Below are 23,545 nucleotides of genomic sequence, written 5' to 3'. Positions count from 1 at the left end.
AACTACATCTTCTCCGGCACCTGTATCCCCAGCAGCAACATCGATTTTTTGATCACATCTGCCACGTCTTCCGATAAAGCTATTCTAAATTTTAGTTTCGTTTGATCGGTTTCGCCAAAAATGGGAATGGATTGGTAAAACTGATTGTATTCCTTCGCCAGGTCGTAGGCGTAGTTGGCCACTACGGCAGGAGAATATTCGCGTGCGGCTTCTGACAACTTATTGGTGTAGTTGTTGATTCTGAAAATAAGGGTACGCTCAGTTGGTTCTAATGATTCAACTAATTTTAAATCGCTTTCGCTGGATTCAATTTTCATCGATGCTGCCTTGCGCAAAATCGCTTTGATGCGGGCATGGGTGTATTGAATGAATGGGCCTGTGTGACCTTGCAGTTGTATCGATTCGTTCGGGTCGAACATCATTCGCTTCTTGGGGTCTACTTTCAACAAGAAAAACTTCAACGCGCCCAAACCAATCATCTCCGAAAGTTTTTTGATTTCTTCTTCCGTAGCAGCATCAATCTTGCCCAACTCGCGCGTTTGCTTCTCTGCTTCGGTCACCATCTCTTCCATTAAGTCGTCAGCATCCACCACAGTACCCTCGCGACTTTTCATTTTGCCCGTGGGCAAATCGACCATGCCATAGCTGAGGTGATAATTTTTCTCTGCGAAAGCGTAGCCCAACTTTTTCAAAATCAAGAACAACACTTTGAAGTGATATTCTTGTTCGTTGCCTACGGTGTACACCTGCCCTTCTATTTTTGGAAAATCACGGAAACGCAAAATGGCAGTGCCAATGTCTTGCGTCATGTATACCGAAGTGCCATCGGAGCGCAATAAAACTTTTTGGTCCAATCCATCGCCTGTTAAATCTACCCACACCGAGCCATCTTCTTTTTTGAAGAATACTCCCTTCTCAACGCCTTTCAATACTTCTTCTTTGCCAAGCAAATATGTTTGCGACTCGTAATACAATTTTTCAAAATCAACGCCCATGCGTTTGTAGGTAACATCAAAGCCACTGTACACCCAACTGTTCATGGTTTTCCAAAGTTGAACGGTGGCCGTATCATTCGCCTCCCATTTTTTCAACAACTCAACTGCTGCTTGCATGATGGGCGCTTGCTTTTCTGCCTCTGCCTCACTCGTGCCTCGTTCAATTAAAGATTTGATTTCAGATTTATATTTCTTGTCAAACTCCACATAATATTTGCCCACCAACTTATCGCCCTTCAATCCACTGCTCTCAGGTGTTTCGCCATTTCCAAACTGCTGCCACGCAGCCATGCTCTTGCAAATGTGAATGCCGCGATCGTTAATGATTTGCACTTTGTGAACAGAATAGCCCAAGGCTTTGTAAATCTCGGCTACGGAATAGCCTAAAAAATTATTCCGCAAGTGACCCAGGTGCAAGGGCTTGTTAGTGTTGGGGGAAGAATACTCCACAATCACTTCCTTTCCAATACGTGCTTGCACACCAAAATTCTTGTCGGCATAAATCGACTGAAAGACATTTGCCCACACGCTATCCGCAATCACCAAATTCAAAAAACCTTTCACCACATTGTAACGTGTCACTAATCCAGAATTTGCGACCAGGTAATCACCTATGAGCTTAGCGGTTTCCTCAGGGGATTTTTTTGAAAGTTTGGTCAGTGGAAAACACACCAATGTATGAGAGCCTTCAAAGCCTTCGTTGGTGGGTTGGAGTTGTAGTTGCTCACTTGCTTGCCCAAAAAGAGAGGTGAGGGCTTTCTGTATTTCGGATTTTAAAGTAAAGTCTAAATTCATAATGCATTATTTAACCGCAAAGGACGCCAAGAAGCGCAAAGAAATACAAATAATCTTCAACGTCTAATTCTCTGCGAACCTGTGCTGCTATTTTTAACCGCAGAGGCCGCCAAGAAGCGCAAAGAAATACAAATAATCTCCAACGCCTAATTCTCTGCAAACCTCTGCGGTCTTTGCGGTTTATATTGAGACAAAAAGAACGCGTAGAAGGACCGTCATAAATTATTCACAACTCGCTTAATTCCACTTTTCAAAAGCAGAACATTAAAATTTATTATTAGGCCAAGTTTACAATTTGAAAGTTTCAAATAAGTAAGTGTTTGTGCCAAGAAGATATCATTCAGTGCTTCGACTGATTTAACTTCAATAATCACTTTGTTTTCAACCACCAAATCCATTCGATATCCACAATCAAGTTTTACATCTTTATAAACAAGTGGAAGTGGCTTCTGCCTCTCTACAAACAATCCTGATTGTATCAATTCATATTCAAGGCACGATTCGTACGATGATTCCAAAAGACCGGGACCTAGTTCTTTGTGAACCTGAATGGCGCAGCCGATAATCTTTTCTGAAATCTCGTTCTCAGTCATAATGCATTTGCAACCGCAGAAACTGCAAAGTTGCGCAGAGCTTTTACTATATTTCCTTTGCGTTCCTCCGCGCCCTCTGTGGTTAACTGTATTTCTACATATCAAGTATGTACGCAAACATCAAAGGCGCCACAATAGTCGCATCGCTCTCAACAATAAACTTAGGCGTATCGATGCTTAACTTGCCCCACGTGATTTTTTCATTGGGCACAGCACCAGAATACGAACCGTAGCTAGTAGTGGAATCTGAAATCTGACAGAAATAACTCCAGAACGGCACACCATCGCGTTCCAAATCTTGGTGCAACATTGGCACTACGCAAATTGGGAAGTCACCCGCAATGCCGCCACCGATTTGAAAAAACCCAATTCCATGTTCGGTTGCGTTGTTCGTGTACCAATCGGCCAACCACACCATGTACTCAATACCGCTCTTCATCGTGCTGGCTTTCAGTTCGCCTGTGAGGCAGTACGAAGCAAAAATATTTCCCATTGTGCTGTCTTCCCAGCCCGGCACTACCATCGGCATGTTTCGTTCAGCAGCCGCAATCATCCAACTGTTCTTCGGGTCGATTTCATAATATTGTTTCAAATCACCGCTGTTGATCATGCGGAACATGAACTCGTGCGGAAACAAACGCTCTCCTTTGTCTTCGGCATCTTTCCACACTTTGAACAGGTGCGCTTGCAATCTGCGAAACGCTTCCTCTTCTGGTATGCACGTGTCCGTTACACGGTTCAAATGATTTTGCAACAAATCCCACTCTTGCTCGGGTGTTAAATCTCTATAATTCGGAATGCGCTTGTAGTGCGAGTGCGCCACCAAATTCATGATGTCCTCCTCTAAGTTGGCACCCGTGCACGAAATGATATGCACTTTATTTTGGCGGATCATTTCGGCAAAGCTGATGCCCAGCTCGCCCGTGCTCATGGCGCCCGCAAGCGACAACAGCATTTTCTTGCCCTCGGCAATGTGTTTTTTATAGCCTTTGGCAGCATCTACAAGTGCGGCCGCGTTAAAGTGCAAATAGTTTTTTTCGATGAAAGCGGAAATGGGGCGGTTGCTCATAATGGTGTTAAAATTTTGACGCGAAAATACGGAATAAGTTGAAAGAGAGAAGGAGAAAGTTGAGGGGTGTGGATAAGTAGTGACCACTGTATAGGCTTAACCGTTTGACCATGCCTAATTCTCATTCTTTTTTATTACCTAGCAACCATTTCGGCACACTTTATGAGTAAGCACTACGCCTCAGCCATTGCCGCATTTCTCGTCTGGGGATTTTTTCCACTTGTTCTACGCACTGTAAGCACACACCCTGCAGGTGAAATTCTCTACTTCCGGATTCTATTCTCACTCGTCATCCTTATCGTGATTTTGAGCGTGTTTCTGCGAAAGAAGTTTCGCGAAAATGTGGCACTGCTCCGAGCATTGGATGCACCCGCTAAGCGAACTGCCATCGTACTTACTTTGTTAGGCGGTTTGCTGCTCACTGTCAATTGGCTGGTGTTCATTTATGTGGTCAATGCCGTCAACATCAAAACGGCTTCGTTCTCGTATCTCATTTGCCCAGTGGTAACGGCCGCGTTGGGCTACCTTCTGCTGCGCGAGAAAATGGTGGCCGTGCAGTGGGCCGCCATCTTATTGTGTGCCATCAGTTGCGTGCTGATGGGTATCAATAATATTTCCGAATTGTGGTACAGTTTGTTGATTGCTTTTTCGTATGCGTTGTACTTGATCACCCAACGAAAAAATCAGGGCTTCAACCGATTGGTGGTGCTGGCCGTACAAGTGGTGTTTGCGTTCTGCATCATGAATGTGTTTTTCGCGCAACTGGTCGGCACCGTGGTGGTGGATCTGCACTTTTACACCATCGTGTTTTGCATTGCGCTATTCTTCACCGTGCTGCCGCTGTTCCTCAACTTATATGCACTCAACCGCATCAATGCGGCCACCATCGGTATTTTGATGTACATCAATCCCCTCATCAATTTTACGCTCGCTTTTTTGGCCTTTCACGAAAGTGCTTCTGCGATTCAGGTAATTGGTTATTCCATTATCGCTGTGGCGCTGGTGCTGTTCAACTACCCTATCTTAAAGCGACTAGGTCAATCTAGGGAAGCTGTTGCCAATTAAACAATTACATCTTCACCAACTCCACCCTCCTATTATCTTCCCTCTTCTCAGAATCGGTCTCTTCTGCTGATCCGTTACCGTACCAGCCACGGTGGGTTGGTTTTATTTTGGACTTTAGAACAGAATACTTGTCCTCAATTTTACTAACTTTCTTTAAAATTTATTAGTATGGCAACCGTCAATTGGAAAAAAGATATACAACCCCTCATCAAACAATACAAAGGCAAAAAGCACCCGCTGGAGTACGGAAATTTTTATGAATTGATCGTGATGGTGGTACTTTCTGCACAAGACTCCGATCGGCACATCAATAAATTAGCGCCCGCGCTTTTCGCTGCCTTTCCGGATATGAAAGCCCTTGCGAAAGCAGATGCCGAATCGCTGCAAAAATACATCAGCGATGTGCGTAACTTTGGCAACAAAACAAAGTGGTTGCTTGGGTTGGCGTCAGAAATAAAAGACAACAAAAATATTCCCACCACCTTAGAAACGCTTACCGCTCTTCCCGGCATTGGTCGAAAATCAGCCAACGTGATTTTGCGTGAAATGGGCTTGCCGGCCGAAGGCATCATTGTGGATTTACACGTAGTGCGCGCGGCACCACGCCTGGGCATTGCCAAAGGGACTGACCCCAAGAAGTTAGAGAAACAAATGATGGATACGCTAGATGCCAAAGACTGGGGCGAAGTGGGCATGTCCATTTCTTTTCTCGGTCGCGAAATATGCAGGCCTACTAACCCGAAGTGTGCCGAATGCGTGATGAGTAAAGTATGCGAGTATTTTGCCGAATCGAAAAAGTAAAACAGTTCGATGAACAAGCACCATCAAGAGATTTTAAGTCTCATTAAGGAAAACGCCAACACACCCACGCAGCATACCTTTTTGGTGGGATACTTAGGCAACGCTCACCCAAAGTACGCCATCGACAGCCCCACGCTGCGATTGATTGCCAAAGAATGGATGCGCGATCATAAAACCATGAAGGCCGATGGCTTTCAAAAATTGATCACAAGTTTGGTAAAAGGCAAAAGTGCCACAGAGAAAATGATAGCAGGAATGCTCCTCGACTTATCAACAGAAGAGCAACGAAGCTTTGATCCCACCTATTTTGACGAGTGGCTCAACCATGTGGAAGGGTGGGCAGAGGTAGATACGCTATGCACTGGAAAATACCCCATTACTGAGATTCCATCGAACCTGACCACGTGGAAAAAACTATTGCTTACCTTTTCAAAAAGCAATAACATCAACAAGCGAAGGGCATCGTTGGTGTTTCTCTGTTCGCCAATCAGCAAAGAAGCGAATAAAGCGTTGGCAAAGTTAGGGTTCACCCTCATCGACCGATTGAAGGGCGAAAAAGAAATATTGATTACAAAAGCGATCTCGTGGCTACTGCGAAGCATGGTGCGCTACCACAAGAGCATGGTATCAGATTATGTGAAAATTAATCGCGAAACATTGCCCGCTATTGCCGTGCGCGAAACGATGGTGAAAATTGAGACAGGAAGAAAGAATCCGAAGTTCTAATTAATCATTCAAGAAAGTGTCATTACAATTTTTCAATCCGCCAACACAGGCCTTGTCTCAATGGACTTAGCAGAAGCCTCCAAAATCTCGAACCCACTTTCGGCCATACGGTTTTCCGTATCTAGTGTTGGATTAATCTCAACAATCTCCCAGGCACAAACTCGGGGGTCTTTGCAGAGTTCTGAATTGAGAAGTTTAGCCTCCTCCACTGTAAGGCCGTTGGGCACAGGAGTGCCCGTGCCGGTAGAGAATCGGCTATCAATGCTATCCACATCAAATGACACATAAATCAAATCGCAATGCTCCAACATCTTCAATGCTTTGTGGGCAATGTTATCGGCTCCTAATTTTTTGACGTCTTCTACTTCAATAAAATTAATGTTGTATTTATTAATGATGTAGTTCTCGGGCTTTTCAAAATCGCGTACGGCTACGTACACCAAGTCTTCGGGCAAAATTTTTGCACCTTGTGTGCCCACGTTTTTTATTTGCTCCCAGTAATCGAGCGTTTCACCACGCGGGTCGTTTACTTTGCACTCTAAATTATCAAAGTCAAGCGCCATGGCCAATGGCATGCCGTGCATATTGCCCGATGGCGTAGTGAAAGGAGTGTGAATATCGGCATGGGCATCAATCCAAATGACGCCCAATCGCTTTTTCGGGTTTGCTTTTTTAATGCCGGCAATCGTACCGTAAGCGGTGGAATGGTCGCCCGCCATAATCAAGGGGAAGTAATCGTCAAAAATCTGTTCGTACACCTCTAGGCACACGCGCTCTTCCATGATCAACACTCCATCAATAAACTTGGCGTAGGCGTGCTCTGCCCCGTCAAACAAAAGTTCGTTTACATTTTCAACTTCAATGGAATCGTATTTACGAAACAAATCTGACTTTAAATCAAGACTGGCAATTTTCATCGCTTCTACGCCCAAACTTGCGCCACGTGTTCCGGCACCGATTTCGGATTTTACTTCGATGATTTTTATTTCCTTCCCTTTCACAAATGCTTAATTAAATTCTGAACTAAAATGATATAATCGAAAACTGAAAAATGGATTTTGCTGAAGGTATTCCGTCAGTAATCGGGCAAAGCGTGGGCTATGGAGAAGGTAAGCCTATAAATGGAAGTAACCATACTTGTAGTGTATTGCAAAGATGGCAAAATTATCTCACTTTTGAAGTCTTTTTTTATGCCAAAATCAATGTTACCCGATTTTTAATCCAAGATGAAGAGCTACCGCGAGTTGATTGAACAAACCTTTGAATTTCCCCAGAAAGAGTTTAAGGTACGAGAACACGAACTTATTTTTAACGATGTACCGCTTATGGACATCATTAAAGAGTATGGAACGCCTACCAAGATTACCTATCTGCCAAAAATCAGCGAGAATATTCGCTTTGCGCAAGCGGCCTTCAAAAATGCCATGGAGCGGTTTAAGTATAATGGCAACTATACCTATTGCTACTGTACCAAATCATCTCACTACGACTTTGTGTTAGAAGAGGCGCTGAAAAACAACATTCACATTGAAACGTCTTCGGCCTTCGATATTCCCATTGTGAAAACATTGTATGGCCGCGGTAAAATTACCAAAGACACCTTTATTCTTTGCAATGGCTATAAGATGGCCCCCTATCGCCAGCACATTACCGACTTGCTTAACGATGGTTTTAACTGCGTGCCTATTTTGGACAACCTCACCGAAATCGATACCTACGAAAAAAATGTCAACCGACCTTATCAAGTAGGCATCCGTGTAGCGGCCGATGAAGAGCCAAAGTTTGAATTCTACACTTCGCGTTTGGGCATTCGCTACAATGATATCAATACCCTTTACAAAGAAAAAATCGCCACCAGCAGCAAAGCCAAATTAAAACTGTTGCACTTCTTCATTAACACCGGCATCAAAGACACTGCCTATTATTGGAGCGAGCTCAGCCGCTTTATTTTTAAGTATTGCGAAATGCGCAAAATCTGCGATACGCTCGATTCGATTGATATTGGCGGTGGCTTTCCTGTAAAAACTTCCCTCACCTTTCATTATGATTACAAGTACATGATCGAGCAGATTGTGGAAAACATCAAGTGGATTTGTGAGAAAAACAATGTGCCCGTACCGAACATCTTTACGGAATTTGGAAGTTTCACAGTGGCCGAAAGTGGAGCTGTTCTTTATTCCGTAGTCGATCAAAAATTGCAAAACGACAAAGAGCTCTGGTACATGATTGATGGCTCGTTTATTACCCACTTGCCCGATGTGTGGGGCATGAATCAGAAATACATTTTGATGGCGTTGAACAAGTGGGATGATCCGTATCATAAAATCAATATTGGCGGACTTACATGCGACAGCCAAGATTATTATAATTCAGAAGCACATACAGGTGAGGTATTCTTGCCTATGATCAATGACGAAGAGCCGTTGTACATTGGCTTCTTTCACACAGGTGCTTATCAAGAATCGCTGGGCGGTTATGGAGGCATTCAGCATTGCCTAATCCCAGCCCCCAAACATGTACTCATTGATCGCAATGAAGATGGCGAAATTTCTACGGAGCTTTTTGCGCCCGAGCAAACGAGCGAGAGCATGATGAAAATTTTGGGCTATGAAGAATGGCAAGCACCGAAACGGCAAAAGCCTACGAAGTTGAAAGTGTCGAAGGTTTAGCTAAAGGTTGACCTAAATTCAATTTTAAACTACAATCGTAAAGCGGAATACATTTTGTTTTTCTGTCCAACACAAACGATTTGTCTTGATATTTTTGGAACAAAACTGGGCTTTCATTCTAGATCGGTCATTTTCATCGACCTTTCACAGACTACTTTATAATGCCTTCAAATGTTTGTGATTTTGCTTACGCTACAATCAAGCAGCAACGAGTAAATCTTTCATGGGGTTGGTTTTTTTGTGCTATAAATTTAGAGTTATAGCCAAACTACTTTTTCAAAATTAGGTGAGCCGCTTCTAATAAACTTAAAACCTTGTAGTCGGCTTCATTTTCGGGTTCAATGTCATGACCAATCTGAATAGTTCGAATGCCCAGTTCCCTTGCGGGGATAATATCCCGACCACGATCGCCCACCATCCACGATTGCGAAAAGTCGATTTCAAATTTTGCCTTTGCCTTTTCAAACATCAAACCGCTTGGCTTGCGAGCGAGCGATGCAGTAACGGTGGGGTGATACGGGCAAAAATAAAAATGATCGATGGCGTGGTCGCTTTGTTGCTGAAAATAGTGATGACAAGCGTGCATCTGCTGCTGGGTGTACAACCCTTGGGCAATGCCCGATTGATTGGTCACCACAATCAATTTATATCCATTTGCTTTTAGCAGCCGAAGGCCTTCAACTACGCCCGGCAAAATTTTAAACTTCTCTACTTGGTAGGTGTAGTTGGGGTTGTCTTCATTCAGTACACCATCACGATCTAAAAAGACACATTTATTCATAAAGAGAGGGGGATAAATCTAGCGGCAGAAGTCACAAATCTAAAATAATTATCCTTAGTTTTGTCTTAACCAAAAGCGCATGAGCAACGCACTCGTCATTATTCCTACTTATAATGAGAAGGAAAATATTCAAGGCATAATTGAAGAGGTATTTTCGTTGCCAAAAGATTTTCATGTGTTGATCGTAGACGATGGCTCGCCCGATGGCACAGCTGATATTGTAAAATCACTTCAGCAAAAATTCAACCAGCAAGAAACCAAATTACATTTGATGCAGCGGACTGGTAAGCTTGGGCTGGGTACGGCCTACATTGCGGGCTTCCAATGGTCGTTTGATAGGCCGTATGAATATGTATTGGAAATGGATGCTGATTTTTCACACAACCCCAAAGATTTGATTCGCTTGTATTTGGCTTGCGAAGAAGGTAAAAACGACTTGGCGGTGGGTTCACGTTACTCCAATGGCGTGAACGTGGTAAACTGGCCCATGAGCAGAGTGCTGATGTCTTACTTTGCCAGCAAGTATGTTCGTTTCATTACGCGCATGCCCATTCACGATACCACCGCAGGCTTTGTTTGCTATCGAAAAAAAGTTTTGCAGTCCATTCATTTAGAAAAGGTAAGGTTTATTGGCTACGCCTTTCAAATCGAAATGAAATTTTTGACTTGGAAGTACAAATTCAAACTCACAGAAGTGCCGATCATTTTCACAGACCGCACCAAGGGACAAAGCAAAATGTCAGCAGGGATTTTTAAAGAAGCTGTGTTGGGCGTATTGTTCATGACTATCCATAGTTGGTTTAAGAACTATGCGAAGGTTTGATTAAAAGAGCACTTTTTGCAAAAAATCCTTCAATGGTTGTAGATGCAGGCTATCTAAATCCCAGATTTCTTTGTCCAAGTATTTTCTCTCAGAACCCTTTGCCCTTCCTGAATCTTTAAACGAACCGTGATAAATGTAAAGCTTTTCCTTCTCATCAATATGGTTTTGATTTTTAATCCCAATCTTATCTCTACATTTTACATAATCTTCAATGCAGTCAAATAGTGATTCATTTCCTTTTGCAACAGATTTCCTTAATAATGACTCAAGATTTCCTTTTTCTTGATTATTTGGAAAAAGGAAAATTGAATCAAATTTCAACGTAAGTTCTTTACTTTTATTAGTAATGTTGGTTACTGAAGAATCATAATCAAGATCATCTGCATCAAAGATTAGGATGTTCAGTTTGTTAACCGAGCTTTTTTGAATATCAACTTTAGCTTTATGTAAAGATTCACTTTTGCCACTGACTTCAATAAAATTAGCACGATTAACATTGTGACTGAAATGGTAAGAAATAAAGTCTTCAAGGAATCTTATGTCTTCCTTACCTTCAACAATTAAAGAAAAATCGGATCTCATTATGCCCTTACCTCATTCCCAACATTAATGGCATGCTCAAACTGCTCAAAGTCATAGGTATGCGCAGTTACTTCTTTTGTTTTGGCGTTCTCAACTAATGTAATATTTCGGACATCTTTTTTAAACTCGGGCAAATCCTCGTCAATTACTTCCTTGAAGTAACGAATACATTCTTCATTATGGGTAGTCATGAAAAGTTGAACATCGTTATCCTTAGCAGTTTGAAGAATTACTTTCCAGAAATTTTTAAATCTCTTGAAATAGATTCCTGTATCAATCTCATCAATCATTAATCTGTTTCCGCGGTTTATCACAATCTCAGCCAATAGTCTAAAGAGTTTGATTGTACCGTCTCCAAACATGGCTAGTGGAAGGGTTGTTTCGATATGCTTTTGATAAACAATCAAATAAGGCTTGGAATCAAAAAAAGGACTAGACAATTCAATCTCTTCCAAATCTGGAACTATGGTATTCAAGCTTTTAATGAAATTTCTTTTTAAAGTCTTGCTATTTTGAAGCTTTGAATAAAAATTAGTTAAGTCAGAATCATGACCATTGTAAAAAGGAACAAAAGGAGTGTTAAGATTATAGTTAATTCCAGTTTGATCGTAGAAAGTATAAGTCTTTGATTGGTCAGAAAAACCTTTTGTAATGAATCTTATTCTTTGTTCAAACTCAAGAGCATTAATTTGTTCCGTTCCGTCTGAAAAAGTCGAATTAAAAGAAACTGTATATCGCTCACTTATATGGACGTTTCTGTTTGAGTAAAACTCCAAATCTCCTTGCTTTGGATTGTTTCCTGTAAAATTTCTAAAATCTAACGCAACATGCAATCTATTAAGGAAAATCCAAGATTCTGGACATACCAATAGCGCCTCTAACACACTTGTCTTCCCCACATTATTATCTCCTACAATTAAATTAAACTGCCCCAAATCTTTCATCTCGAAAGATTCAAAGCGTTTGAAATTCTCTACTTTAAAAGATGTTAGGTGCTTACTGGTGTCTCCCATTTCATAAAATTACAAAAAAATTGTCATAGCTACCCATCCATCGGCTCCCAAAGTTCTACCTTGTTTCCATCTGGATCCATGATCCATCCAAACTTACCGTACGGATATTCTTGAATCTCACCTACAATTTCAACGCCTTCTCCTTTTAACACTTTTAGTAGTTCAACCAGATTCTCCACCCGATAGTTGAACATGAACGGTTTTTGGCTGGGCTCAAAGTACTTTGTATTTTCATCGAATGTGCTCCAAGCAGTAACGGCCGGCTCTTTGGCATCTGGCTTGTCCACTTCAATCCATTTAAAAGATGCACCATACTCGTCTACCGGCAGCCCTAAATGCTTGCCGTACCATTCCTTGATTTTTTTAGGGTCACTGGTTTTAAAAAACACACCGCCCAAACCTGTTACTCGTTTCATATTTGTCATTAGTTATTATTGTTTACGTGTCCATTTTATCAATACCCAATTATTCTCGGCATTCGTCTCAAACTTATCAGGTCGATTAGCTAGACTATAACATATAACCACATTATCACCTTCCATTTTGTAAATGCCTTTGAACGTTTTGCCTATGTTGGGTCCCTCGGTGCCCACGATGTCTAACTCACCCGCACCTTCATTAAATGACAAGAGGCCAATATCGGTTACTATATTACCCGACCATATTTTATAACCCGTGTCGGTGATTTCCATTCGCTCATTGGCAAATGCTGCGGTGATATCTTTTCCACCCATTTCGGCACTTAGCACAAACCAGATTCCCACTAATAGTTTCATTTCTTGCTTTATTTTTTTCTTTCGGTCAAATATTCCTCATAGATTTTAATCCACTCTGCGGGGGTTAATTTTGTTGCAAGTTCCCCAATTAATTTGAGTGGCACATCTTCCGCTTTTTTAAATCGCAAACAGCTCTTGCCCATTTCTAATTTTTTATCGGTATGCTTTTTCCACTCGTCTTTTAACCATGTGATTAGTGTTCCATTCAATGCCATGTGATATACGGCAATATGATTTTTCTGCGAGGCGATGTTGATAAACGGCAATGGTAATTCGGGTGTGGTATGATAGCCTTTGGCATAAAGTTTATGAGGAACCACATATCCGATCATGCCGTAGTTCATGGTTTCTTCAAACCCTTTCGGAAGATTTTTGGAAACTACTTTTCGCAAATCGCTGATGATTTTCTTTCTGTCTTCAGGAAGTGATTCTAAATACTCCTTTACTGTTTTGGCTTTTGATTGCATACGAATTCTTTTTTTTATTGTTTTAAGAGTTATCAGTTAGTTGAAGAAGCTGGCAGAAATCCTTTCATTCTCAACAGCCCTGCTGAAATCAACGAAATCAAAATCCCAACAGGGGCAATCTCCATTAGCGTCATCGGGAATCGAATAAATGGATTTTCATACATCGCAGCATACTCATCTATTTTCGCCTGACTCATGCCATCAGCCCTTAACTTTTCAAAGTATTTTTCTCCCATTTCGGTAACAAAGTCAAATCGCGGACAAAATAACGGTACTCCAACATTTTCAACAGCGATATCAAAATGGCCAATGCCAACGCATATACAATTACTGTCCGTTTCATTTATAGCAACGCTTCGCGCGAAATCTCGCTACTATTTTTGCAGCCAGCCAGCCCCATGGTCAATTCAAAGTCAGCCAAAAAATTTCGCAGTACTTGCTTTACCCATTCTTCTCCAGCCAACGTCAATCCATACACATACGGTCTGCCGATGCACACAGAACTTGCGCCCAACGCCAATGCTTTAAATACATCAGCTCCACCGCGCACTCCGCTATCCAGCAAAATTGGAATTCTTTTATTGATGGCTTCGGCTATTTTAGGCAATGCTTCAAACGTGCTAATGGAACCATCCACTTGTCTGCCCCCATGATTGGAGATAATCATTCCGTCCATTCCATAATCAAGGGCTTTACGCGCATCGTCTGGATGCAAAATGCCTTTGAGTAAAATCGGGAGTTTGGTGTGCTCACGTAGAAATTTCAAATCATCCCACGTAAGTGCAGGGTTAGAATAAATGGAAACAAATTTTTGAACGGCTTTAATCGGGCGACCCGATCGGAGTTTCGAAAAAAATCCTGAGCCAGGATAATTATTCACTAGCGTAATCAACCCCGACAACGATTGCCAGGTAACCGTTCTCTTCTCAGAAGGAACAGGTTCGTCCATCAGTTTTTGAAAAACAGGATCGGATGTGTATTGTGCAATGCCTTTGCCCTCCATAAAAGGCAAATAGGCCAAGTCCAAATCGCGCGTGCGCCAACCGAGCATGGTGGTATCGAGCGTTACCGCGATGGCGCTGCATCCACACTTCTCGGCACGCTGCACAAAACTTGCCACTATTTCACGCGACTTGCTCCAATATAATTGAAACCACCGTGGACTATTGCCCATCGCCTTTGCTACTTCTTCCATTGGTTTAGATGATTGGTTGGAAAAAATATAGGGAATATTTAATGACGCAGACGCACGGCCAACGGCTACATCCGCCTCGGCATGAACCATTTCTAATACACCGATGGGTGCTAACAAAAAAGGAGAAGCCAGTTTTTGTCCAAACAATTCAATGCTCGTATCGCGCTCACTTACATTGCACAACATGCGTGGAACGATTTTGTATTGATCAAAAGCCGAGCGGTTGTTGCGAATAGTTGATTCGATACCTGCCCCACCAATGATATAGCCTTTGGCCTGCGCAGACATTTTTCTGGCAGCTTGTTCCTCCAGCAAAGAAGGATCAATGGGCACCAACGGAGCAATGCCAGCAAAACCATTGGTATAAATTTCTTTTTGTCGGTTGAGGCCTGAAGTGGAGGTGGCAATCATGATTTAAAAATTGAGCTATGAAAGTACAATTTTAGACGATAAGGTAATAACATTATTATTGAACCAGTGATATCGCACAAGGATTTGTGTAAACAATTCTTAAACTTTCGAAAATAGAAAAATAATTGGTAAATTTAGATGTGAAACAAAGACCAACTCGTCAACTAAATTTAGAGATTGATAAGCTTACAAATTCAATCGAAAACTCTTTGACAGGTGAGTTATTTAACACTGAAATAACTAGGCTTAGAAAAGAAGATTTAAAATCAATAAAGAAACCAGAATGGGTCTTCAATTGGAAACTTGAACTCCTAACTTTCACTAACGAAGTTTACAAGTTGAGTACTATAAACAATCCATCCATTATTCAAGGGCTTTTGAGCATCGAAGACAAAAGTGACCACATCTTTATGCACTTAATCGAAAGTTCAAAATTCAATAAAGGAAAAGATAAGATATACCTCGGAGTACCTGGAAATCTGGTGGCATTTGCCTGTAAAGCCTCACTCGACAAAGGATATGATGGTTATGTAGCTTTTGATAGCAAAACTGCCTTAATTGAACATTAAAAAAAAACTTTAGGTGCAACCCATTTGATTAGGCAAAGAATGTTCATCGACCCGGTTGCTGCAAATAAATTAATTTCAAGATATTTTAAAGAATAAGTTTATGGGACTAATCAGAGAACCTAAAAATGTTGATTTTATTATCAAATCCGAACCGTGGACCAAAGAGGAACTACTCCAGTTTAGAGAAATAATTAAGAAACATAAGGAAAGACGGGCTAAACTAAAACTTAGAAACTCAAAAAAGTTAGCTGTAAATGCTAGAACGCGTAAAGACTCGTTCAGACTTGAAAAAAGTAAAGCTTCTTGAGAAAAACTTTGAGGAAATGTAAAGTTAAACCCGATTCTTCGTATCGATCACAATCGTCACGGGGCCATCGTTCACCAATTCAATTTTCATATCGGCACCAAACTCACCCGTTTGAATAGGCTTGCCCAATTGCTCGGCCACTTTCAAAATCATTCTTTGATAGATGGGGATGGCCACTTCGGGCTTTGCCGCTTTAATGTAGCTGGGGCGGTTGCCTTTTTTGGTGCTGGCTTGCAACGTAAATTGACTGACCAAAAGAATTTCTCCACCATCGTCCTTCACGCTTATATTCATCACACCCTGCGCATCGTTGAAGATCCGGAGGTTGACAATTTTAGAAGAAAGCCATTCCATGTCCTCATCGCCATCGGCCTCTTCAATACCAAGCAAAATCAAAAGACCTTTTTGGATGGAGGCTTTCTTTAGCTTATCAATTTCTACGGAAGCAGCGGTTACGCGTTGAATGACGGCTATCATTTTTTAATAATCTTGCAGTTCTACAGATTCGTGAATGACCAAGCCTTTTTGATTTTTCTTGGCTATCCTTAACATGGCTCTTGCCACCTTGCTCGATTCAATGGCCAAATATTTTTTTGGAATCAGAAAACCAAAAATTTGATAAGCGACTTGGGCAGCTTTTTCCCCTGCACGATGTTCTTGTCGTGGCCCCGTTAATAGCGATGGCCGCATCACATGAAATGACTCAAAACCAACGCGAGCAATGGCCTCTTCTACTTCGCCTTTTACGCGATTATAAAAAATGCCTGAATCTTTATTGGCACCCAAAGCAGAGACTAACAAATATTGCCGAGTGCCTAGCGCTTTTGTCAACTGCGCTATTTGTAAAGGCGCATCAAAATCCACCGCCCGAAATGCCTCTTTCGACTTAGCCGTTTTCATGGTGGTGCCAAGGCAGCAAAAAACATCGTCCGCCAAAAATGAATTCTTGAAGTCGGCAAGCTGCTTTAACTCACAAATTACATTTTGCAGTTTTGGATTGCTGTTAGCCAATGGTTTTCGACTAATGGCAATCACTTTTTCGTAATCTGAATCGACTAGCAAAAGCTCCAATATTTGTTGCCCAATCAAACCCGTTGATCCAATAAGCAATGCGGTTTTGGCCATGGCATTAAAAGATTTGTTGAATTTCTTTTTTCAGTTCCGTCAATGCGTGGCCAATCAAGTCCACTTGCTTATCCATGGCCATTTCAAAAATCTTTTTTGACAAGTCGATGCTGGTAGCATCGGGTGCCAAGCGGGTGGCTGCTTCGTTGATGAGAATAATCAAATCTTCTTTCGCATTTTTTACTTGACTCCATACTTCTTCGCCCATGTACACTTGCTGCGACACGTTGTGGTTGTATTCGTTGCGAATCTCGTCCAGCAATATTTTTTGAAAATCGCGTGCGGAAAAGCCTGGGTTGTTCAATCGGATCAATAGGTTTTGTGGAGAGATGCGCTCCAAGAACAACACCATCCGCTCGTAGGCCTGAAGGCGGGCGGGCAAAATAGTTTCGATGCTGCGCGAGCGAACTTCCAATTTTTTCAAATCAAGCTCTCGCCTGATTTGTGCCCGAACCAACATGTAAACTGCGTACAACACCAACGAAGCCGGAGCAATAATTTTTATTAATTCAATCAGCGCATTCATAAGGAATTTATTTAAGAACAAAAGTGTTGAAATTTAGCTAATTTTAAATCATAAAGGTTAACAATATGAGCAGCGAAAAACTAAAAGAGCATCTTTTACAAATTGCTGGAGATGTAAAAGAAGATACTCGACTAGATGATATTTACGATCAACTAGCACTATTAGTGGATATTGAAGAGTCGGAGGAGCAGGTCATGAGAGGGGATTTTATTTCGCAGCAAGAGGTTGAGGAGAAGTCCAAGAAATGGCTAAAGTAATTTGGTCATCGAGGGCTTTTTCTCAATTAGAAAAGGCAATTACTTATGTAAGAGATGAAAGAGGGCTAACCTATGCTTCAATTGTTCTAGAAAGGATTTTACTATTAACTAAAAATCTTGAAACGCATTCATCAATTGGTCAAGTTGAGCCACTTTTAAAGCATAAAAAATCTGAGTATAGGTACCTCGTTGCTTTTTCATATAAAATTATATACCGAGTTGATGCGCAAACTGATAAAATGATTGTTTCAAGAGTTTTTCACACCTCTCGTAATCCTAAAAAATTGAAAGGGATCTAAATGTTTGACAACATACAACCCATTACCCTTACCGCGCGGGCAGCCGAAGAAGTGCAAAACATTATGCACACCAAAAATATTCCGGAAGGATATGCCTTGCGCTTGGGAATAAAAGGCGGTGGCTGCGGAGGGGTTTCGCTGATTATCGGCTTTGACAAGCAAAAACCCAACGATTTGCACTATGTAGCGAGCGGTGTGCCGGTGCTGGTGGATAAAAAACATACCATGTACCTCATTGGCAAACAAGTCGATTTTTATGAAGGTGCTGATGCCAAGGGTTTTATGTTTGTGGAGGCTGCCTAACCGTACCAGCATTTTATATTATCTCCTTATCTTTGCGAACTGAATAAAACTATGGCGCTTTACAATCGCATAAATGGCAAAGAACTCAAAGCTCGGTTGCAAAAAACTGAGCAGGCACGCACCACTATTTCGTTTTACAAGTACCACCACATTACCGAACCCAAAACTTTTCGCGATGAATTATACCTTTTGCTTCAAAGCATTGACGTATTGGGTCGAATTTATGTTGCGAAGGAAGGCCTGAACGCACAAATCAGTGTGCCTACTGATTTACTTGAAGAATTTAAGGAAAAACTTTTCAGCATCACTTTTCTAAACGGCATCCGCTTAAATACCGCGGTAGACGACAATGGGAAATCGTTCTTCAAACTTAAAATATTAGTGCGCAACAAAATTGTGGCCGATGGCTTGAATGACGACACCTTTGACGTAACCGACAAAGGCACACATGTAAATGCTCAAGAGTTTAATGCCTTGGCCGAAAAGTCTGAAACGATTATTGTGGACATGCGCAACCACTACGAGAGCGAAGTGGGCCACTTTAAAAATGCCATCTGCCCAGATGTCGATACGTTTCGAGAAGAATTGAAAGTAGTGGAAGACTTACTTCACGAGCAAAAAGACAAAAACTTATTGATGTATTGCACAGGCGGCATTCGTTGCGAAAAAGCCAGTGCCTGGTTTAAGCATCGCGGTTTTAAAAATGTATTTCAATTGGATGGCGGCATTATTGAATATGCTCGTCAAGTGAAAGACCAAGGGTTGGAAAATAAATTTGTGGGCAAAAATTTTGTGTTTGACGAACGCTTGGGCGAACGGATCTCTGATGAAATCATCAGCCAGTGCCATCAATGTGGCAAACCGTGCGACACGCACACCAACTGCAAAAACGATGGCTGCCATTTGTTGTTCATTCAATGCGCGGAGTGTGCCGAGAAATTTAACAACTGCTGCTCTACCGAGTGTAAAACCATTCTTGAATTGCCTGTAGAAAAACAAAAAGAAATCCGAAAAGGAGTGAACAAAGGGAGACAGGTTTTTAAGAAAGGACGCGTGAGTGAGAAAGTGGGAAGGTGAATGGAAGTTGATTTGAAAATGAATCAATTTGAAAATTTGAAAATGTAGGCCGCCTACTTTTTCGCGAAAATGGTCAATTGTCAAGATGTACTAAATCTTATGTTAGACATTTTAAATCATGAAACAGTCTCCTAACTTCTAACTCCTATATTCTAACTTCTAATTTCTAACTTCTGACTTCTTCTTCCATCCACATCGGCATCATCAACGTATCTGACCGCGCCAGTCGTGGGGAGTATGAAGACATTCCCGGCAAGGCCATTGTAGCTACCCTGAATGAATTTCTCAAAAGCACATGGATTCCAGTGTATGCGGTAATACCCGATGAACAATATTTGATTGAGCAAACCTTGATTGAAATGGCCGATCAACAAAATTGTTGCTTGATCGTGACGTGCGGTGGCACCGGCCCCGCCAAGCGCGATGTAACCCCTGAAGCAACAGAAGCCGTTTGCAACAAAATGATGCCCGGTTTTGGCGAATTGATGAGGCAAGTGAGTTTGCAATATGTGCCCACCGCGATTTTATCGCGCCAAACGGCCGGTATCAGAAATAAAACTTTAATTGTAAATTTGCCTGGCAAACCAAGGGCTATCCGGCAATGCCTGGAGGCCGTCTTCCCCGCAATACCCTATTGCATCGACCTATTGGAAGGCCCCTTTTTGGAGTGCAAGGAAGAAGTAATCAAAGCATTTAGACCGCAATAATATGGCACGCATCAAGTATTACTACGATACCGAAACGTGTAAGTACGAGCGCATCAAAACTACCACCACCGATATGGTGCTCAACGCACTCGGACTGTTGGCCCTTACACTTGGCATGGCCGTGGGCATTGTATTTTTATTTTACAATTATTTTGAATCGCCACGCGAAATGTTTTTGAAAAATGAGGTGAAAGAATTGGAATACCTCTACAGCAATTTGCAAAACCAAGTGGCCAAATTGGATGAAGAATTGGCCAACATGGAATACCGCGATGATAACATTTACAGAGCCGTGTTGGGTGCTGAGCCAATTGATCAAAATGTGCGCGAGGCCGGAGTAGGCGGCACTGACCGCTATGAAGAAATCCGCAAGAAAAAGATCGTGCATGAAGATGTGGTGTTGAAACTCTTCGAAGGTGTTGACAAACTAAAACGTAAAGTGTACATCGAATCAAAATCGCAAGATGAAATTATTGCGTTGGCCGAGAACAAAGAAAAATTGCTTGCGGCCATTCCTGCTATTCAGCCAGTGGCCAACAAAGAATTGATTGCCTTGGCTTCTGGTTTTGGCATGCGCATCCACCCGGTATACAAAGTGCGCAAGATGCACACCGGTGTAGATTTTGCCGCCCAAATTGGAACACCCATTTATGCCACAGCCGATGGCACGATTGACAAATTAGAATTTAGTTTTAGTGGATATGGCAAAGTGATTGAGATTAACCACGGCTTTGGGTATCGCACTCGATTTGCACACATGCATGGATTTACTGTTTCGCAAGGGCAGCGCGTAAAGCGTGGAGACCTCATTGGCTATGTTGGCAACACAGGCCTATCTACTGCTCCCCATTTACATTACGAGGTGTTTGTGAATGGCGTATTGGTAAACCCCATTCACTACTTCTTCAACGACCTCAATGCTGCCGATTACGCCAAAATAGTTAATCTTGCCTCCATCGAAAATCAGAGTTTGGGGATGTAAACCATTTTTAGTTGGGCGTGTTTTAGTTGATACAAAGTCATATTGCTTTGCTATTTTTGCCTACTAATATTTTCTGTTCTGAGTCGACTCCAGCCTATCTATGACATTGCCGAAATCTGCGCCCAGCAGGGAATCGTTAATGCTATCCTATGCCCCGGCTCGCGGTGCGCACCGCTTACACTCGCCTTTACATTGCACCCAAAAATTGATACCAAAACAGTAAGTGACGAGCGCAGTGCAGCCTTTATTGGCTTGGGCATGGCTCAGCAAACCAAGCGGCCAACCGTATTGGTCTGCACATCTGGTTCGGCAGCCTATAATTTTGCACCGGCTGTGGCCGAAGCCTTTTTTCAGCAAATTCCATTGTTGATTATTACAGCCGACCGCCCCACCGAGTGGATTGACCAATGGGATGGACAAACCATTCGTCAGCAAAACATCTATGGCAACCATGCAAAAGGTTTTTTTCAGTTGCCTCAAGAGTATTCGCATCCAGATTCAGTATGGCACATTCAGAGGGTGGTCAATGAAGCAATAAATCTATCACACACTTTTCCTGCCGGCCCTGTGCAGATCAACGTGCCACTGCGTGAACCGCTCTATCCGGTTGCCGGAGAAAAAATTTCATTTTCAAAATCAATTCGGGTAATTACGCAAGAGTCAGCCGAAAGAAATCTTTCCATCTCTCTGCTAACATCACTTTCGAAGCAGATTCAAAAATACGCGAAAGTAGTGGTGGTAGCAGGCCAACAAGATCACCATCCAGAGCTGATAAAATTAGTGGAAAGATTTTGCAAGGCACACCATGCCGTATTGGTGGGTGACGTCATCTCTAACTTTCATGCTTCCGAATTAGCAGTACGCCAATCCGATGTATTTTTAGCGCAGTGCGGTGAATCCATTCAAAAATCATTGGTGCCAGAACTTTTGATCACGTTTGGTAAATCTGTAATCTCAAAGAACCTAAAACTATTCTTGCGAAAAAATCCTGCGGCAGAGCATTGGCACATCCAACCTTCGGGTGAAGTGCCCGATCCGTTTCAAACGCTGACAAAAGTTATAGCCACCGAACCCAAAGCATTTTTTGAAACCGTGCTAGCTGAGAAGTCGCCTGATTTTGAAACACAAAAAAAAGAAAACTTCACGCGCTTGTGGCAAGCCGAAGAAGACCGTACTAAGCGTTCGTCTGAAACTTTTTTTAAGGATACTATTTTCAGCGAGTTTCATGTGTTAAAGGAAATCGTAGGATCCTTGCCAACGCGTTGCAATATTCATTTAGCCAACAGCATGGCCGTGCGCTACGCCAATATAATAAGTCTTTCCTCAGCACAAAAAGGCGTTCATGTTTTCTGCAATCGCGGCACAAGCGGTATTGATGGTTGTACCAGTACGGCCGTTGGGCACGCTCTTACCAGCGATATCCCAAACATTCTGATTACCGGAGACATGGCATTCTTCTACGATAGAAATGCGTTTTGGCACAATTACCCACTTCCCAATTTGCGCGTGGTGGTGGTCAATAACCACGGTGGAATTATTTTCAACATGATTGATGGCCCTGCAACCTTGCAACAGTCAGCAGAATATTTTGTTACCCATCAAAAACTAACCGCTAAAAACTTAGCGCTAGAATTTGGTCATGAATTCATCCTTCTCGACTCTGAAAAGAAACTAAAAAATAGCTTGAAAGATTTTTTTGAATTTGATGGCAAGACCAAAATTCTGGAAATCGAGAGCAGTCAACAAATCGCCAAAGAAGCCTACACTAATTTTAAATCAATAATCAAAAAAGGATATGACACTTAAGTACGATTGGAAACCTGTTAAAGAATACCAAGAAATTCTGTTTCACCAATACAATGGCATTGCGCGCATCAGCATCAACCGGCCCAAGGTGCACAATGCCTTTACACCACTAACGGTAAAAGAAATGATTGATGCGATGAACATTTGTCGCGAAGACCAAGAAGTGGGCGTGATTATTTTAACGGGCGAAGGCGGCAAAGCGTTTTGTAGCGGTGGGGACCAAAGCGTGCGCGGCCATGGCGGCTATGTTGGGCAAGATACCGTGCCACGGTTAAATGTATTGGACTTACAAAAATTGATACGTTCAAGTTCCAAGCCAGTGATTGCTGCGGTGGCCGGCTGGGCGATTGGCGGTGGCCATGTGCTGCATGTAGTATGTGACCTTACCATTGCAGCCGAAAATGCACGCTTCGGACAAACCGGCCCGATGGTAGGAAGTTTTGATGGAGGATTCGGCTCCTCGTATTTGGCAAGAATTGTGGGGCAGAAAAAAGCGCGTGAGATTTGGTTTTTGTGTGATCAATACGATGCCAAAGAAGCATTGGACATGGGCTTGGTAAACAAAGTGGTACCACTTGAGAAACTAGAAGAGACCTACGTGGAGTGGGCCAACAAAATTTTGAAGAAAAGCCCGTTGGCCATCCGCATGCTGAAGTGCGCTTTCAATGCAGAACTCGATGGGCAAGCGGGCATTCAAGAACTAGCGGGCAACGCAACGTTGCTTTATTATTTAAGCGATGAAGCCAAAGAAGGCAAGAATGCATTTCTGGAAAAACGCGAACCGGATTTTTCGAAATTCCCGAAGTTTCCATAATCAATTTGAAAA

Annotated in this window: 30 protein-coding genes; 15 read left to right on the top strand and 15 right to left on the bottom strand. The window is 42.2% G+C overall.

Features of this window, described 5'->3' with window-relative positions; all coding sequences use genetic code 11:
- Positions 1–2: 2 nt before the first annotated feature.
- From KA713_19285 to KA713_19275, 3 genes are all read right to left on the bottom strand, one after another.
- The gene (locus KA713_19285) at positions 3–1,790 is read right to left on the bottom strand and encodes an arginine--tRNA ligase (protein UXE66558.1); all 1,788 of its coding nucleotides are present in this window, start codon (positions 1,788–1,790) and stop codon (positions 3–5) included.
- Between the two features lie 215 nt (positions 1,791–2,005).
- Entirely contained in the window at positions 2,006–2,383 is a 378-nt protein-coding gene (locus KA713_19280) for a GxxExxY protein (protein ID UXE66557.1), read from the bottom strand.
- 94 nt (positions 2,384–2,477) lie between these two features.
- The gene (locus tag KA713_19275; protein UXE66556.1) at positions 2,478–3,452 is read right to left on the bottom strand and encodes a deoxyhypusine synthase family protein; all 975 of its coding nucleotides are present in this window, start codon (positions 3,450–3,452) and stop codon (positions 2,478–2,480) included.
- A 162-nt stretch (positions 3,453–3,614) separates the two neighbouring features.
- On the opposite strand from KA713_19275, the gene KA713_19270 reads away from it, so the two are divergent.
- The 3 genes from KA713_19270 (at position 3,615) to KA713_19260 (ending at position 6,044) form a co-directional block, all read left to right on the top strand.
- Positions 3,615–4,517, top strand: coding sequence for an EamA family transporter (locus tag KA713_19270; GenBank protein ID UXE66555.1), 903 nt, complete (start codon positions 3,615–3,617; stop codon positions 4,515–4,517).
- A 168-nt stretch (positions 4,518–4,685) separates the two neighbouring features.
- Entirely contained in the window at positions 4,686–5,318 is a 633-nt protein-coding gene (locus tag KA713_19265) for an endonuclease III (protein ID UXE66554.1), read from the top strand.
- 9 nt (positions 5,319–5,327) lie between these two features.
- Positions 5,328–6,044 carry a DNA alkylation repair protein gene (locus KA713_19260; GenBank protein UXE66553.1) on the top strand — a complete coding sequence of 239 codons (717 nt, stop codon included), beginning with the start codon at positions 5,328–5,330 and terminating at the stop codon, positions 6,042–6,044.
- A gap of 32 nt (positions 6,045–6,076) precedes the next feature.
- Here the strand turns inward: KA713_19260 and rocF are convergent, their stop codons facing one another.
- Positions 6,077–7,045 (bottom strand): arginase, encoded by a 969-nt coding sequence (gene rocF / locus KA713_19255; protein UXE66552.1) that lies wholly within the window; start codon positions 7,043–7,045, stop codon positions 6,077–6,079.
- A 50-nt stretch (positions 7,046–7,095) separates the two neighbouring features.
- Here rocF and KA713_19250 point away from each other — a divergent pair, with 50 nt between their 5' ends.
- A complete protein-coding gene (locus KA713_19250; GenBank protein UXE66551.1) occupies positions 7,096–7,296 on the top strand; it encodes a hypothetical protein in 201 nt (66 codons plus the stop codon).
- On the top strand, positions 7,271–8,713 hold the full coding sequence (locus KA713_19245; protein ID UXE66550.1) for an arginine decarboxylase: 1,443 nt from the start codon (positions 7,271–7,273) through the stop codon (positions 8,711–8,713). The genes KA713_19250 and KA713_19245 overlap by 26 nt, the downstream gene beginning before the upstream one ends.
- A 268-nt stretch (positions 8,714–8,981) precedes the next feature.
- Here the strand turns inward: KA713_19245 and KA713_19240 are convergent, their stop codons facing one another.
- The gene (locus KA713_19240) at positions 8,982–9,494 is read right to left on the bottom strand and encodes an HAD family hydrolase (protein ID UXE66549.1); all 513 of its coding nucleotides are present in this window, start codon (positions 9,492–9,494) and stop codon (positions 8,982–8,984) included.
- A gap of 79 nt (positions 9,495–9,573) precedes the next feature.
- On the opposite strand from KA713_19240, the gene KA713_19235 reads away from it, so the two are divergent.
- Positions 9,574–10,317 (top strand): polyprenol monophosphomannose synthase, encoded by a 744-nt coding sequence (locus KA713_19235; GenBank protein ID UXE66548.1) that lies wholly within the window; start codon positions 9,574–9,576, stop codon positions 10,315–10,317.
- Here KA713_19235 and KA713_19230 read toward each other — a convergent pair whose 3' ends face one another.
- The 7 genes from KA713_19230 to KA713_19200 form a co-directional block, all read right to left on the bottom strand.
- On the bottom strand, positions 10,318–10,899 hold the full coding sequence (locus KA713_19230; GenBank protein ID UXE66547.1) for a hypothetical protein: 582 nt from the start codon (positions 10,897–10,899) through the stop codon (positions 10,318–10,320).
- Positions 10,899–11,912: an AAA family ATPase gene (locus tag KA713_19225; protein ID UXE66546.1), complete on the bottom strand. Its 1,014-nt coding sequence runs from the start codon at positions 11,910–11,912 to the stop codon at positions 10,899–10,901. Before KA713_19225 ends, KA713_19230 begins: the two co-directional genes overlap by 1 nt.
- 29 nt (positions 11,913–11,941) lie before the next feature.
- On the bottom strand, positions 11,942–12,328 hold the full coding sequence (locus tag KA713_19220; protein ID UXE66545.1) for a VOC family protein: 387 nt from the start codon (positions 12,326–12,328) through the stop codon (positions 11,942–11,944).
- A 15-nt stretch (positions 12,329–12,343) separates the two neighbouring features.
- Positions 12,344–12,688 (bottom strand): TIGR03067 domain-containing protein, encoded by a 345-nt coding sequence (locus KA713_19215; GenBank protein ID UXE66544.1) that lies wholly within the window; start codon positions 12,686–12,688, stop codon positions 12,344–12,346.
- A gap of 8 nt (positions 12,689–12,696) precedes the next feature.
- Positions 12,697–13,155: a DUF1801 domain-containing protein gene (locus tag KA713_19210; GenBank protein UXE66543.1), complete on the bottom strand. Its 459-nt coding sequence runs from the start codon at positions 13,153–13,155 to the stop codon at positions 12,697–12,699.
- A gap of 32 nt (positions 13,156–13,187) precedes the next feature.
- Positions 13,188–13,391: a hypothetical protein gene (locus KA713_19205; protein UXE66542.1), complete on the bottom strand. Its 204-nt coding sequence runs from the start codon at positions 13,389–13,391 to the stop codon at positions 13,188–13,190.
- Positions 13,392–13,498: 107 nt separating this feature from the next.
- Positions 13,499–14,761 carry a lactate 2-monooxygenase gene (locus KA713_19200; GenBank protein UXE66541.1) on the bottom strand — a complete coding sequence of 421 codons (1,263 nt, stop codon included), beginning with the start codon at positions 14,759–14,761 and terminating at the stop codon, positions 13,499–13,501.
- A gap of 140 nt (positions 14,762–14,901) precedes the next feature.
- On the opposite strand from KA713_19200, the gene KA713_19195 reads away from it, so the two are divergent.
- Complete coding sequence (locus tag KA713_19195) at positions 14,902–15,330, top strand: hypothetical protein (protein UXE66540.1); 429 nt, start codon at positions 14,902–14,904, stop codon at positions 15,328–15,330.
- Between the two features lie 331 nt (positions 15,331–15,661).
- On the opposite strand, the gene dtd is transcribed toward KA713_19195, so the two are convergent.
- From dtd to KA713_19180, 3 genes are read right to left on the bottom strand one after another with little or no spacing between them, the layout of a single operon-like run.
- Positions 15,662–16,114: a D-tyrosyl-tRNA(Tyr) deacylase gene (gene dtd / locus KA713_19190; protein UXE66539.1), complete on the bottom strand. Its 453-nt coding sequence runs from the start codon at positions 16,112–16,114 to the stop codon at positions 15,662–15,664.
- A 3-nt stretch (positions 16,115–16,117) separates the two neighbouring features.
- Positions 16,118–16,762 carry an NAD(P)H-binding protein gene (locus KA713_19185; protein ID UXE66538.1) on the bottom strand — a complete coding sequence of 215 codons (645 nt, stop codon included), beginning with the start codon at positions 16,760–16,762 and terminating at the stop codon, positions 16,118–16,120.
- 4 nt (positions 16,763–16,766) lie between these two features.
- Positions 16,767–17,288 (bottom strand): hypothetical protein, encoded by a 522-nt coding sequence (locus tag KA713_19180; GenBank protein UXE66537.1) that lies wholly within the window; start codon positions 17,286–17,288, stop codon positions 16,767–16,769.
- A 65-nt stretch (positions 17,289–17,353) separates the two neighbouring features.
- Here KA713_19180 and KA713_19175 point away from each other — a divergent pair, with 65 nt between their 5' ends.
- The 8 genes from KA713_19175 to menB all read left to right on the top strand — a co-directional run bounded on the left by KA713_19175 (position 17,354) and on the right by menB (position 23,533).
- Positions 17,354–17,545, top strand: a complete 192-nt coding sequence (locus tag KA713_19175; protein UXE66536.1) for a hypothetical protein — start codon at positions 17,354–17,356, stop codon at positions 17,543–17,545.
- The gene (locus KA713_19170) at positions 17,533–17,844 is read left to right on the top strand and encodes a type II toxin-antitoxin system RelE/ParE family toxin (GenBank protein UXE66535.1); all 312 of its coding nucleotides are present in this window, start codon (positions 17,533–17,535) and stop codon (positions 17,842–17,844) included. The genes KA713_19175 and KA713_19170 overlap by 13 nt, the downstream gene beginning before the upstream one ends.
- On the top strand, positions 17,845–18,147 hold the full coding sequence (locus tag KA713_19165; GenBank protein UXE66534.1) for an iron-sulfur cluster assembly accessory protein: 303 nt from the start codon (positions 17,845–17,847) through the stop codon (positions 18,145–18,147).
- Positions 18,148–18,198: 51 nt separating this feature from the next.
- Complete coding sequence (locus KA713_19160; protein ID UXE66533.1) at positions 18,199–19,224, top strand: rhodanese-related sulfurtransferase; 1,026 nt, start codon at positions 18,199–18,201, stop codon at positions 19,222–19,224.
- A gap of 173 nt (positions 19,225–19,397) precedes the next feature.
- Complete coding sequence (gene mog / locus KA713_19155; GenBank protein UXE69198.1) at positions 19,398–19,931, top strand: molybdopterin adenylyltransferase; 534 nt, start codon at positions 19,398–19,400, stop codon at positions 19,929–19,931.
- Between the two features lies 1 nt (position 19,932).
- Positions 19,933–20,913, top strand: coding sequence for a M23 family metallopeptidase (locus KA713_19150; GenBank protein ID UXE66532.1), 981 nt, complete (start codon positions 19,933–19,935; stop codon positions 20,911–20,913).
- 78 nt (positions 20,914–20,991) lie between these two features.
- On the top strand, positions 20,992–22,719 hold the full coding sequence (gene menD, locus KA713_19145) for a 2-succinyl-5-enolpyruvyl-6-hydroxy-3-cyclohexene-1-carboxylic-acid synthase (GenBank protein ID UXE69197.1): 1,728 nt from the start codon (positions 20,992–20,994) through the stop codon (positions 22,717–22,719).
- Positions 22,709–23,533: a 1,4-dihydroxy-2-naphthoyl-CoA synthase gene (menB, locus tag KA713_19140; protein ID UXE66531.1), complete on the top strand. Its 825-nt coding sequence runs from the start codon at positions 22,709–22,711 to the stop codon at positions 23,531–23,533. Before menD ends, menB begins: the two co-directional genes overlap by 11 nt.
- The last annotated feature ends 12 nt before the right edge of the window (positions 23,534–23,545 follow it).

It is taken from the genome of Chryseotalea sp. WA131a, from assembly GCA_025370075.1.
In the GTDB taxonomy this organism is placed as follows: domain Bacteria; phylum Bacteroidota; class Bacteroidia; order Cytophagales; family Cyclobacteriaceae; genus ELB16-189.
Note: the sequence above shows the minus strand (reverse complement) of the source record. Positions and strands in the feature narration are given on the sequence as shown.

Bases quoted from the DNA above. Each gene is read 5' to 3' on its own strand.
- KA713_19285 (UXE66558.1), bottom strand. From the start codon at position 1,790: ATGAATTTAGACTTTACTTTAAAATCCGAAATACAGAAAGCCCTCACC.
- KA713_19280 (UXE66557.1), bottom strand. From the start codon at position 2,383: ATGACTGAGAACGAGATTTCAGAAAAGATTATCGGCTGCGCCATTCAG.
- KA713_19275 (UXE66556.1), bottom strand. From the start codon at position 3,452: ATGAGCAACCGCCCCATTTCCGCTTTCATCGAAAAAAACTATTTGCAC.
- KA713_19270 (UXE66555.1), top strand. From the start codon at position 3,615: ATGAGTAAGCACTACGCCTCAGCCATTGCCGCATTTCTCGTCTGGGGA.
- KA713_19265 (UXE66554.1), top strand. From the start codon at position 4,686: ATGGCAACCGTCAATTGGAAAAAAGATATACAACCCCTCATCAAACAA.
- KA713_19260 (UXE66553.1), top strand. From the start codon at position 5,328: ATGAACAAGCACCATCAAGAGATTTTAAGTCTCATTAAGGAAAACGCC.
- KA713_19250 (UXE66551.1), top strand. From the start codon at position 7,096: ATGGATTTTGCTGAAGGTATTCCGTCAGTAATCGGGCAAAGCGTGGGC.
- KA713_19245 (UXE66550.1), top strand. From the start codon at position 7,271: ATGAAGAGCTACCGCGAGTTGATTGAACAAACCTTTGAATTTCCCCAG.
- KA713_19240 (UXE66549.1), bottom strand. From the start codon at position 9,494: ATGAATAAATGTGTCTTTTTAGATCGTGATGGTGTACTGAATGAAGAC.
- KA713_19235 (UXE66548.1), top strand. From the start codon at position 9,574: ATGAGCAACGCACTCGTCATTATTCCTACTTATAATGAGAAGGAAAAT.
- KA713_19230 (UXE66547.1), bottom strand. From the start codon at position 10,899: ATGAGATCCGATTTTTCTTTAATTGTTGAAGGTAAGGAAGACATAAGA.
- KA713_19225 (UXE66546.1), bottom strand. From the start codon at position 11,912: ATGGGAGACACCAGTAAGCACCTAACATCTTTTAAAGTAGAGAATTTC.
- KA713_19220 (UXE66545.1), bottom strand. From the start codon at position 12,328: ATGAAACGAGTAACAGGTTTGGGCGGTGTGTTTTTTAAAACCAGTGAC.
- KA713_19215 (UXE66544.1), bottom strand. From the start codon at position 12,688: ATGAAACTATTAGTGGGAATCTGGTTTGTGCTAAGTGCCGAAATGGGT.
- KA713_19210 (UXE66543.1), bottom strand. From the start codon at position 13,155: ATGCAATCAAAAGCCAAAACAGTAAAGGAGTATTTAGAATCACTTCCT.
- KA713_19205 (UXE66542.1), bottom strand. From the start codon at position 13,391: ATGGGAGAAAAATACTTTGAAAAGTTAAGGGCTGATGGCATGAGTCAG.
- KA713_19200 (UXE66541.1), bottom strand. From the start codon at position 14,761: ATGATTGCCACCTCCACTTCAGGCCTCAACCGACAAAAAGAAATTTAT.
- dtd (UXE66539.1), bottom strand. From the start codon at position 16,114: ATGATAGCCGTCATTCAACGCGTAACCGCTGCTTCCGTAGAAATTGAT.
- KA713_19185 (UXE66538.1), bottom strand. From the start codon at position 16,762: ATGGCCAAAACCGCATTGCTTATTGGATCAACGGGTTTGATTGGGCAA.
- KA713_19180 (UXE66537.1), bottom strand. From the start codon at position 17,288: ATGAATGCGCTGATTGAATTAATAAAAATTATTGCTCCGGCTTCGTTG.
- KA713_19175 (UXE66536.1), top strand. From the start codon at position 17,354: ATGAGCAGCGAAAAACTAAAAGAGCATCTTTTACAAATTGCTGGAGAT.
- KA713_19170 (UXE66535.1), top strand. From the start codon at position 17,533: ATGGCTAAAGTAATTTGGTCATCGAGGGCTTTTTCTCAATTAGAAAAG.
- KA713_19165 (UXE66534.1), top strand. From the start codon at position 17,845: ATGTTTGACAACATACAACCCATTACCCTTACCGCGCGGGCAGCCGAA.
- KA713_19160 (UXE66533.1), top strand. From the start codon at position 18,199: ATGGCGCTTTACAATCGCATAAATGGCAAAGAACTCAAAGCTCGGTTG.
- KA713_19150 (UXE66532.1), top strand. From the start codon at position 19,933: ATGGCACGCATCAAGTATTACTACGATACCGAAACGTGTAAGTACGAG.
- menB (UXE66531.1), top strand. From the start codon at position 22,709: ATGACACTTAAGTACGATTGGAAACCTGTTAAAGAATACCAAGAAATT.